The sequence below is a fragment of the Micromonospora sp. NPDC049836 genome (assembly GCF_044465125.1).
Classification (GTDB): Bacteria; Actinomycetota; Actinomycetes; order Mycobacteriales; family Micromonosporaceae; genus Micromonospora.
In genome coordinates this window covers 25,473-35,274 of record NZ_JBITLH010000024.1, presented here as the reverse complement: position 1 = coordinate 35,274, position 9,802 = coordinate 25,473, and the positions used below count along the sequence as shown (strand labels likewise).

Here is a 9,802-nt window from a genome sequence, read left to right as displayed (position 1 = left end):
GCCCAGTCCTCCACGCTCAGCACCTCCCGATGCTTCCGGAGGGGGTCAACCTTCAGCCGGAACCACGGGGTTAGTTTTCAGGCGGAGCCGACAGCCCGTTGCTGCTGACAGCAACAGGGCTGGACGGGGAGGCGCCACGCCGGACAACAGCGGACCACGAGCCGAGGTCAGACACGCGCGCGGACCGGCCCGGACGGAACGCCCAGAACTTACAAGCGAGGGGTCGAGGTTCGAAGAGTCCGGCTTACCGAGGAAGCGGGTTGGCTACGTAGACGCCCTTGCCCTGCCGACCGTCGATCAGCCCTTCGGCCTTGAGTAGCAGCATGGCGGCGCGGATGACGGTGTTGCTGACCTCGTAGTGCTCGCAGAGGGCGGCGAACGATGGCAGTTTGTCGCCCGGCTTCAACTGGCCGGATTTGACCTGCTCTCGGATATCCCTGGCGACCTGTAGGTATGCAGCTTCAGACATCGGTGGTGCTCCCAGCTTGGCGGCTGGTGCAAGCAGACCACACCTTCGGCTCGACTTACAACGCTATGTGTCGTAGCTGTTGACCCTGCGCACATTGCGTCCTAAGTTGCTCGTGGGGCTACCCAGCTTGGCGGCCGGGTCGTCCTGCCGTGGGTGCCCTGTCTCCGGGCACGGCTGATCGGGTGCCCACGGGACCGCAAGCGTCGGCGGGAGGCACGGTGACTAGACCGAACGATGCAACTGGTTCGACCGCAGGTGCCGTGTCGGACACCGGGTACCACCCGAGGCAGTACGACGGCCGGCGGCGCGTCTCGTACGACGAGTACGTCCTGGCGGTGGCGCTGACTCTCGCCCGCCGTCATCGGCCCGTCTGGTCATGGCGGCACTGGCGACAGCTCTGCCGCTGCGGAAGCAACCTGCACTGCCGAAGCCGGCACCGCATCCCGATCAACCGCGGCCACTGGCCCAGCCAAAACGGCCCGCGGTGACCACCCACCACCCGATCAAACCTGCCTGGACCTGCGGCGGTTGTGCGGGGGAATGGCCCTGCCAGACCCGGCGGCGGGAGCTGCGAGCGGAGTACGACCGCGCCCCGGTGTCGCTGGCTCTCTACCTGGCCGCCCAGCTCGTCGACGCCGCCCAGGACCTGGCCAATGTTCCCGCCGGCCACCTGCACCACCGCTTCCTGGGTTGGACCCGATGAGCATCCTTCGACGCGGCGACGAGAAGTTCCACTACAGCGACGGCTCCCACAGGTGGACCCCGCCGGACCCGGACTACGACCAGGAGGTCTGGGAGGAGCAAGTCCGCCAGCACAAGCAGAGCCACCTCAGAAATGAGCGCCCGAAGGTCCGCATCCAGCGCCTGATCTGATGCCAGCAGTACAGCAGCGAAGTACAGCAACCGTGCCAGCCGAACCAGGCCGAGCAGTACACCAACAGGCTGCCTGACCTCGCATCGAGCCTGATCCGACCGGCTCGCCGACAGTTCGGGACGAAGAGGTCGTCGGTTCGAATCCGGCCACCCCGACCAGGTAAGAGGGCACATCCGATCCTTGGATGTGCCCTCTCGTGCTTCCGCTTGAGCCCGCCGGATACGGACCGTGACGCCAACTGCCCCTCGGCGGCAGCAGCGATGAGTTTCGCTACGGTCTCGCGTCTGTCTTCCTGTACACCCGATCACGCAACGCTCGGGAAGAGCGTCATGACCGCTACGCACAGGAGGCAAGCGTGAAACTCCTTCTCACGTCCGCAGGTGTCACGAACCCGAGCATCCGCGATGCGCTGGTGGACCTGCTGGGCAAGCCGATCACCGAATCCAATGCCCTCTGTATCCCTACGGCGACTTACCCCATGGGCGGGCCGCCCTCGGCCTGGCGCTTCATCACCGGTCAGACGCCGCTACCCATGTGCGGCCTGGGCTGGAAGTCGCTGGGCGTCCTCGAGCTGACCGCGCTGCCCAGCGTCGGCGAAGAGCGGTGGGTCCCCTGGGTCCGGGAGGCTGACGTCATCCTCGTGGCCGGCGGCGATGCGACGTACCTGTCCCACTGGATGCGGCAGTCCGGGCTGGCGGATCTCCTGCCGTCGCTGCCGGACACCGTCTGGGTGGGGTTGAGTGCGGGGAGCATGGTGCTGACCCCCCGGATCGGTGCCGACTTCGTCGAATGGCAGTCCGCGCCCGACGACCGCACCCTGGGGGTCGTCGACTTTTCGATCTTCCCGCACCTGGGCCTCGAGCCGGACAACACCATGGCTGATGCCGAGAGATGGGCGGCTGAGATCGCCGGTCCGGCGTACGCGATCGACGACCAGACGGCCATCAGGGTCACCGACGGCACCGTCCAGGTGGTTTCCGAGGGGACCTGGAGGCGGTTCCCCTCGTAGCCGCGGCCAGCAGCGATCGGCGTGGCGAAGCGCCGGCCGCCTGACACCCGTCAACGATCCGCTTCGTGGGGGCGGCGGGGAGCCCGCCCGAGGCTGGGCATGGCGTGGACAGCCGACGATGATGTCGCTGCGGATGCTCGCGGACGGAGCCGACGGCGCTTGCCGTGATCGCGTCGGATGGATGGGGGTCGGGCGTGCCGATCGACGTGCACGAGGAGCGGGTCTGGCGACTGGGTGTCGCCGTGCGGGTCTTCGCCGGCCTGCTGCTGGGCGTCATCGCCATAGGGGTGATGGTGTTCGTCGCCTACCAGGCTCTTGCCCCCGACGGCGAGCTGGGTCTGGCGCTCGCCCTCGTGGTCCCGTACGGCATGTTGGCGTTCCTGTTGTGGCGGCAGACATTCCACCCTCGGCTGTCCGCCGGTCCCGAAGGATTGGTCCTGCGCGGCCCGTGGCGTACGGTCCGCGTTCCGTGGTCAGCGGTTGTGCGGTGCGACGCGGGCTATTACGGGATCGCCATCACCTGCGCTGACGGCGGTCGGGTGCTGGCTCCCGCCCCGCAGAAGTCGAACCTGAGCCGCTGGCTCGGGCGCCGGACCCGAGCGGACGACGTCGCTGACTACCTCGAACGGCGGGCCCGCCAGCACCGGCGGGAGGTCGATGCGAGTGGCGTTGCCGGGTGAGTGACGCCCTGGGCGACGACGGCGAGCGACCCGGCCGGACGAGCGGAGACGGCCCGTCTTCTCCGGTCAGTGCCACTGCCACCGGAGGTGACAGCGGCGATCGGGGCCCCGACACGGAGGGGCCTCGATGCGTTCCGGCGGCCGACGGCACGCACTGGTAGCGTGGCGCGTCTCACGCGAGAGGTGGTCGGCCGGTGCTCCGGATGGTGCTGGGTAGGTCGGTCGCGGTGCTGGCCGTCTGCATGATGAGCGCGTGCGGCACGACGACCGCCCGGCCGGCGGCCGAGCCGGCGCCGGTGACCGGCTCGGTCGCCCCGACGAAGCCGGCGGTCCCGGCCAGCGGCGGAGCCGGCTACTCCGCGGCGCTGTCCGCCCGGTTGATAACCGCGGACGCGCTGCCGCCCGGAGCCAGCGTGCAGATCGCGACGGCCATGGCGGCGGATGCGGGCGAGCAGCGTCCAGGCGCCGACGCGCCCTGTGCGGACCTGATCCCGCTGCTGTCGGCGTCCCGGCTGACCGGGACCCCGACGGCGATTGCCGCGGCGACCCTCGCCTTCGAGGTCGGGCCCGACGACCTCTGGGTGGGAAACGAGGTCCTCCGGACCTACGCCGATGACGGCGCCGTACGCGCGCTGGCCGACCTGCGTGCCCTCGTCGCCCGCTGCCCCACCGTCGTGGCGTCGTCCGGCGACCGGTACCGCTACGCGGTGGCGCCCGGACCCCGGCTGGGCGAGGACAGCATCCACCTCAGCTGCGGCAGCGGCGCGCTGGAATGCGACAGCGTGCTGGTCCGGGCCGGAACCACCCTGCTGGTCATCCAGGAGCAGGGCAACGCACCCGGCGGCCACCGACACCTCGTCACGTTCGCCGAAGCGGCGCTCCGCTGCTACCAGACGACCGGGTCCTGACCGGCCGGCGAGCCCGCGTCGGCGGGGACCGTACCCCGGTTAGGTATTTCACGATCGCCGAAGATCCGCCCGATCGCCTGGGCATGGGACGGATCTTCCTGGCAGAGTTGTTCGATGGCAGCGCCGAACCGATCCCGCCTGACCGACTGGACCACCCTCGTACCCCTGATCGCCGTCGTGGTGCTCGCCGCGTCCTGGGGCCGCGACCTGGCCGGCCCGCTCATCGTGCTGGTCGCCGCGCTGCTGGCCGGCGCCGTGCTGGCGGCCGTGCACCACGCCGAGGTGGTGGCGCACAAGGTCGGCGAGCCGTTGGGCTCCCTGCTCCTCGCGGTGGCGGTCACGGTGATCGAGGTCGGCCTGATCGTGACGCTCATGATCAGCGGCGGGGACAAGACCCAGGCGCTGGCCCGGGACACCGTCTTCGCCGCCGTGATGATCACCTGTAACGGGATACTCGGCCTGTCCCTGCTGCTCGGGGCGCTGCGCGACCGGGTGGCGGTCTTCAATCCGGAGGGCACCGGCGGGGCGCTGGCCACCGTGGCCACCCTCGCCACGCTGAGCCTGGTGGTGCCGACGTTCACCACCAGCCGGCCCGGGCCGGAGTTCACCCCACCCCAGCTCGCCTTCGCGGCCGTCGCGTCGCTGGCGCTCTACGGGCTCTTCGTGCTGGTGCAGACCGGCCGGCACCGGGACTACTTCCTGCCGGTCACCCAGGAGGGCAGCATCCTCGCCGAGGACGCCGACGGCGACGGGCACGCGGATCCGCCCTCGACCCGGACCGCGGTCGCGAGCCTGGCGCTGCTGGTCGTGGCCCTGGTGGCGGTGGTCGGCGACGCGAAGATAATCTCTCCGGCGATCGAGGCCGGCGTCAGCGGGGCGAACCTGCCGCAGGCCGTCGTCGGGGTGGTCATCGCGCTGCTGGTGCTGCTGCCGGAGACCCTGGCCGCCGCCCGGGCGGCGCGCCGGCGGCGAGTCCAGATCAGCCTCAATCTGGCGCTGGGCTCCGCCATGGCGAGCATCGGCCTGACCATCCCGGCGATCGCCCTGGCCTCGATCTGGCTGGACGGCCCGCTGCTGCTGGGCCTCGGCGGCACGCAGCTGACCCTGCTCGCCCTGACCGCCCTGGCCGGGGTGCTGACCGTGGTGCCGGGCCGGGCCACCGTGCTCCAGGCCGGGGTGCACCTGTCGCTGCTCGCCGCGTTCATCTTCCTCGCCGCGAGCCCCTGACCACCGGCCCAGCCGGGCAGCTCGATGACCACCGACTCAGCCGGACAGCTCGATGACCGCCGGCTCAGCCCGGCAGCTCGATGACCGCCGGCTCAGCCCGGCGGCCCGCCGTCCGCCGGGCTCGGCCGGGCGGTCCACCGGCCGCCGGCTCAGTCGTGCAGCTCGGTGCGGGCCACCTCGGCGAAGGCGGCCTCCAGGTAGCCGGCCAGGGGCCGGCCGGCGGCCGCCAGCAGGTCGGCGACGAGCAACGGCGCGTGCCGGGCGACCGCCGCCGGGTCGGGTGGCGCGTCATCGTCGCCCGGGTCGTACACCCCGAGCGCGCCGGCCAGCAGGACCAGCAGCACGTGCGGGTCGACGTCCGTCCGCCAGGTCGCGGCCCCACGCACGCAGCGCTCCAACACCTGGCGTACGTCGTCGCCGGTCAGGCCGTCCGGGTGGGTCTCCTCCAGCAGCAACCGGACCACCCCGCCCAGCACCAGGCCGGCCCGGTCGGCGGCGGTGAGCCGGAGCACCGCCGACTCGTACGCCTCGACGTCCCGCTCCCGCGCTGCGGCCACCGCCTCGGTGGCCGCCGCCGCGATCTCCCGGGCGGGTGCGGGCAGGTGTCGCCAGGTCGTGGTCACCGGCCCAGCATGGCAGACGACGTGTGCTTGCTCACGTGGCGGCTCTGCCGGGCACGTCCGGCAGGGTAAACGGTTCGCGGCCCGTCGTACCCGCCCCGGAGAATCCAGCCATGCTGCGCCGCGCCCTGCCCGCCCGTCCCGAAGCCCGCCGGATCCTGATCGGCACCCTGCTGTCGGCCGTCGGGCGCGGCCTGACCCTGCCGTTCCTGTTCATCTACCTGACCGACGTCCGTGGCCTGACCGACACCCGGGCCGGCCTGGTGATCGGCTGGTTCGGTGCGGTCACCCTCGCGCTGTCCCCGCTGGGCGGCACGCTGATCGACCGGTTCGGCGCCCGGCGGGTGGTGCTGCCCTGCCTGGCGGTGGAGGCGATCGGCACCGGTTCGCTCGCGCTGGTCGACTCGACCGCGATGGCGTTCGGCGTGATGACGCTGATCGCGGTGGGCAGTTCGGCGATCTGGTCCGGGCAGAACACCATCCTGGCCTCGCTCACCGGCGACGGCGAGCGGCAGCGGGTGTTCGGGTTGAACTTCGCCCTGCTCAACCTGGGCATCGGGGTCGGCGGCCTGATCTCCGGCGCGGTGGTCGACGTCGCCCGCCCGGTCACCTTCCAGGCGATCTACCTGCTGGACGCGCTGAGCTACCTGATGCCGGCCCTGATCCTGCTGACCCTGCCGCACGTCGGGCACCGGCTGGCCGAGGAGCGGTCGGCGACGGCCACCCGGGCCGCCGGCGGCTACCTCACCGTGCTGCGGGACCGGCCGTTCCGCCGCCTGGTGCTCTTCGGCCTGGTGTTGACCACCTGCGGGTACGCGCAGATCGAGGTCGGCTTCGCGGCGTACTCGGTGCGGGTGGTGGAGGTGTCGCCCCGGGTGGTGGCGTGGGCCCTGGCCGGCAACACCGTGATGATCGTGTTCGCCCAGCTGCTGGTGATCCGCCGGCTGGAGGCGCGCAGCCGGACGGGCGCGCTCGCCGCGGTGGGCGCGGTCTTCGCCACCGCCTGGCTGGTCCTCGGCGCGGCCGGCCTGATCGGCCCGGGCAACGCGCTGCTGGCCGCGCTCGGCGTGGTGGCCTGCTCGGCGATCTTCGGCTTCGGCGAGACGATGCTCTCGCCGGTGATGCCGGCGCTGACCAACGCGCTCGCCACCGACGAGCTGCGCGGCCGGTACAACGCGATGAGCTCGATGATCTTCGGGATCAGCGGGGTGATCGGCCCGGTCACCGCCGGCCCGCTGCTCGGCGCGGCACACGGGCGGCTCTGGGTCGCGGTGGTGGTCGGCGGCTGCCTGGTCGCCTCGGTGCTGGCACTGTCGCTGCGCCGGCTGCTCACCCCGGTCCAGGACGGCCGTCCCGCCCCGGCGGCGGACCGGGCGGCGGAGCTGGCACCCGCCGCCGGCTGACACCCGCCGGTCTACGGGCTGCCGGTTTTCACGGGCTGCCGGTTTACGGCTGCCGGTTTACGGGCTGGCGGATGACGGCCGGCGGATGGCGGCCGGCGGCTGACGACTGACGGCCGCTGGGTGCGGCGGGCGCGGCGGGCGCGGGCCCGGAACGCGAACGGTCCCCGGAGCAGGCGCTCCGGGGACCGTTCACGGGTGATCCCGTCAGGCGGCGGGAACCTCCGCGGTGGTCTGGATCCGGTCCAGCGCCGGCGCGGAGACCGGCGACTTCTCGGTCAGGTACGCGGTGAAGGCGTCCAGGTCGATCATGCCGGTGACCGCGTTGGTGCCACCGGTGAGGACGCTGAAGCCGTCGCCCCCGCCGGAGAGGAAGTTGTTCACCGTGACCCGGTAGGTCGCGGTGTCGGTGACCGGGGTGCCGTTGATGGTGAGGCTGCCCCGGACCACCCGGGTGCCGCTGCACGGCGTGGCGACCGGTGCGGTGGTGCCGTTGACGTCGACGACGTAGTGCACGGTCGACGAGGCGTACAGCACCTTGGCGGTGGTGAACTGCTGCTCCAGCAGGCAGTAGAGCTGCGCGCCGGTCAGGTCCAGGGTCACCAGGTTGTTGGCGAACGGCTGGACGGTGAACGCCTCGGCGTAGGTGACCGGGCCGGCGTCGAGGTCGGCGCGGACCCCGCCGGGGTTCATGAACGCGGCGACCGCGTTCTGCTCGTTGTCGGTCGCGGCGAGCTGCGCGTCGGCGATCACGTTGCCGAGCGGCGACTCACCGAACATGTACGTCGGCTTGCCGTTGGCGTCGACCCCGGTCTGGTACAGGTTCTCGGGAGTCTTGGTGAGCACGCCGGTGGTCTCGCCGACCACCTTGTCGGCCACCGGGCCGAGCGCGGTCTTGTAGTGGTTGATCAGCTCGGTGCTGGCCGGGTCCTTCGGGACGTCCCGGGTGACCACGACGTTGTTCGCCGACGCGCTGACGATGTCCCTGGTCCGCCGGTCGATCTTCAGGTCGATGTCGGTGACCAGGCGACCGAAGGAGCTGGCGCTGGTGACCAGCTTGCCGTTGATGTTGCAGTTGTACGCGGCGTGGGTGTGCCCGCTGACGATCACGTCGATGGCCGGGTCCATCCGGTTGGCGATGTCGACGATCGGGCCGCTGAACCCGGTGCAGTCGTTGATGCCGCCGCCGTTCTGCACGCCACCCTCGTGCAGCAGCACGACGATGGACTCCACGCCCTGCTTGCGCAGGATGCGGGCGTACTTGTTGGCGGTGTCCGCCTCGTCGGCGAAGCTGAGCCCGGCGACGCCCTGCTGGCTGACGATCTGCGGGGTGCCCTCAAGGGTCATCCCGATGAAGCCGATCTTGATGCCGTCGATCTTCTTGATCCCGTACGGCGGCAGCAGCGGCTTGCCGGTGGCGGTCTTGAAGGCGTTCGCCGACAGGTACTGGAAGTCGGCGCCCTTGAACGGGGTGCCGTCGCCGCAGCCGTCGACCGGGTGGCAGCCACCGTTCTGCATGCGCAGCAGCTCGGCGGCGCCCTCGTCGAACTCGTGGTTGCCGACGCTGGTGAACTCGAGCCCGGCGAGGTTCATCTCCTCGATGGTGGGCTCGTCGTGGAAGGCCGCGGAGAGCAGCGGGGAGGCGCCGATCAGGTCACCGGCGGCGACCGTGACAGTGTGGTCCCGCTCCTTCTTCGTGGTGCCGCGCAGCATGTCGAGCTGGGTGGCCAGGTATTCCGCGCCACCGGCGGCCTTACCGTCGATGGTGCCGCTCGAGCCGGTCGGCGGCTCGAGGTTGCCGTGGAAGTCGTTGATGGCGAGCAGCTTGACGTCCACCGGCTTCGGACCGGCCTCGGCCTGGTCGGGGTGGACGGCGACCGCGGTGAACGCGGTCGCGGCGAGTGCGGCCAGGCCGACAGCGGCCCGACGCATCCCGGGGACGGACATGGAACTCCTCATGAGGTTCGGCGCGTGGTTGTCCGGACGATGGTTCGCCCGGCGACCCTGATCCGTGCCGTGACAGGGGTCGGCGCGCAAGGCGGCAATCGGGGGAACGCCGCCCCGCCGGGGGCAAGCTTCTCATCCACTGGGCGTTCGGTCGACCGGGGCGGCCACCGAGAATGGTGGATCCGGGGGGCGACCTGTGCCGGTCTGCCCGGCGAGTCCGACATGACGGTCAGGTGAATTCCTTCACGACCGCCCGCTGTCACCTGGCACCTCGGCTGAGCACGTCCGCTGGGGCACCTCGGCTGAGCACGCCCGCTGGGCGACGAGAGCACCGGCGGGCGCGCCGCGGACCGGCGCGACGCCGGCTCCAGGGACCGGGGAGCCGGCGTCGCGTTCCGCGGGGGTCAGCGCCAGGTACCCGCACCCCCGCCACCCCAGGTCCCCCATTCACCGGCAAACTCCTACCTGCAGCAACCTCTTCGGCGTCAACAAATGCGTCCGTGGGGGCGGTCGGCGGCACCCGAAAGTTGATCGTCTTCGCCGTTCCGGATGACCTTTCACCTGGTCCGATGTGGAGCAACGACCGACCGTGCCGCGGCCCTCACGCCGTGCCGCCCGACCCTGCCACGGACCTCACACCATGCGGCCCGGCCCTGCCACGGACCTCG

At 71.3% G+C, this 9,802-nt stretch carries 10 protein-coding genes; 7 read left to right on the top strand and 3 right to left on the bottom strand.

What is annotated here, in order from left to right:
- Positions 1-244: 244 nt before the first annotated feature.
- Positions 245-469, bottom strand: a complete 225-nt coding sequence (locus ACIBPB_RS32685; protein WP_356987768.1) for a winged helix-turn-helix domain-containing protein — start codon at positions 467-469, stop codon at positions 245-247.
- Positions 470-953: 484 nt separating this feature from the next.
- Between ACIBPB_RS32685 and ACIBPB_RS32680 the strand changes: the two genes are divergently transcribed.
- The 6 genes from ACIBPB_RS32680 to ACIBPB_RS32655 all read left to right on the top strand — a co-directional run bounded on the left by ACIBPB_RS32680 (position 954) and on the right by ACIBPB_RS32655 (position 5,167).
- Positions 954-1,172 (top strand): flavin reductase, encoded by a 219-nt coding sequence (locus ACIBPB_RS32680; RefSeq protein WP_396843126.1) that lies wholly within the window; start codon positions 954-956, stop codon positions 1,170-1,172.
- Positions 1,169-1,342, top strand: coding sequence for a hypothetical protein (locus ACIBPB_RS32675; RefSeq protein WP_210885721.1), 174 nt, complete (start codon positions 1,169-1,171; stop codon positions 1,340-1,342). The genes ACIBPB_RS32680 and ACIBPB_RS32675 overlap by 4 nt, the downstream gene beginning before the upstream one ends.
- Before the next feature lie 356 nt (positions 1,343-1,698).
- The gene (locus ACIBPB_RS32670; RefSeq protein ID WP_396843125.1) at positions 1,699-2,352 is read left to right on the top strand and encodes a Type 1 glutamine amidotransferase-like domain-containing protein; all 654 of its coding nucleotides are present in this window, start codon (positions 1,699-1,701) and stop codon (positions 2,350-2,352) included.
- A gap of 194 nt (positions 2,353-2,546) precedes the next feature.
- Positions 2,547-3,032 (top strand): PH domain-containing protein, encoded by a 486-nt coding sequence (locus ACIBPB_RS32665; protein ID WP_396843124.1) that lies wholly within the window; start codon positions 2,547-2,549, stop codon positions 3,030-3,032.
- 203 nt (positions 3,033-3,235) lie between these two features.
- A complete protein-coding gene (locus ACIBPB_RS32660) occupies positions 3,236-3,940 on the top strand; it encodes a hypothetical protein (protein ID WP_396843123.1) in 705 nt (234 codons plus the stop codon).
- A 114-nt stretch (positions 3,941-4,054) separates the two neighbouring features.
- Positions 4,055-5,167, top strand: coding sequence for a calcium:proton antiporter (locus ACIBPB_RS32655; RefSeq protein WP_396843122.1), 1,113 nt, complete (start codon positions 4,055-4,057; stop codon positions 5,165-5,167).
- 149 nt (positions 5,168-5,316) lie between these two features.
- Here the strand turns inward: ACIBPB_RS32655 and ACIBPB_RS32650 are convergent, their stop codons facing one another.
- Entirely contained in the window at positions 5,317-5,790 is a 474-nt protein-coding gene (locus ACIBPB_RS32650) for a hypothetical protein (RefSeq protein ID WP_396843121.1), read from the bottom strand.
- A gap of 110 nt (positions 5,791-5,900) precedes the next feature.
- On the opposite strand from ACIBPB_RS32650, the gene ACIBPB_RS32645 reads away from it, so the two are divergent.
- A complete protein-coding gene (locus ACIBPB_RS32645) occupies positions 5,901-7,190 on the top strand; it encodes an MFS transporter (protein WP_396843120.1) in 1,290 nt (429 codons plus the stop codon).
- A 204-nt stretch (positions 7,191-7,394) separates the two neighbouring features.
- On the opposite strand, the gene ACIBPB_RS32640 is transcribed toward ACIBPB_RS32645, so the two are convergent.
- Complete coding sequence (locus tag ACIBPB_RS32640) at positions 7,395-9,134, bottom strand: bifunctional metallophosphatase/5'-nucleotidase (protein WP_396843119.1); 1,740 nt, start codon at positions 9,132-9,134, stop codon at positions 7,395-7,397.
- Positions 9,135-9,802: the final 668 nt, after the last annotated feature.

Coding starts and splice junctions, on each gene's coding strand:
- ACIBPB_RS32685 (WP_356987768.1), bottom strand. CDS start 469: ATGTCTGAAGCTGCATACCTACAGGTCGCCAGGGATATCCGAGAGCAG.
- ACIBPB_RS32675 (WP_210885721.1), top strand. CDS start 1,169: ATGAGCATCCTTCGACGCGGCGACGAGAAGTTCCACTACAGCGACGGC.
- ACIBPB_RS32660 (WP_396843123.1), top strand. CDS start 3,236: ATGGTGCTGGGTAGGTCGGTCGCGGTGCTGGCCGTCTGCATGATGAGC.
- ACIBPB_RS32655 (WP_396843122.1), top strand. CDS start 4,055: ATGGCAGCGCCGAACCGATCCCGCCTGACCGACTGGACCACCCTCGTA.
- ACIBPB_RS32645 (WP_396843120.1), top strand. CDS start 5,901: ATGCTGCGCCGCGCCCTGCCCGCCCGTCCCGAAGCCCGCCGGATCCTG.
- ACIBPB_RS32640 (WP_396843119.1), bottom strand. CDS start 9,134: ATGTCCGTCCCCGGGATGCGTCGGGCCGCTGTCGGCCTGGCCGCACTC.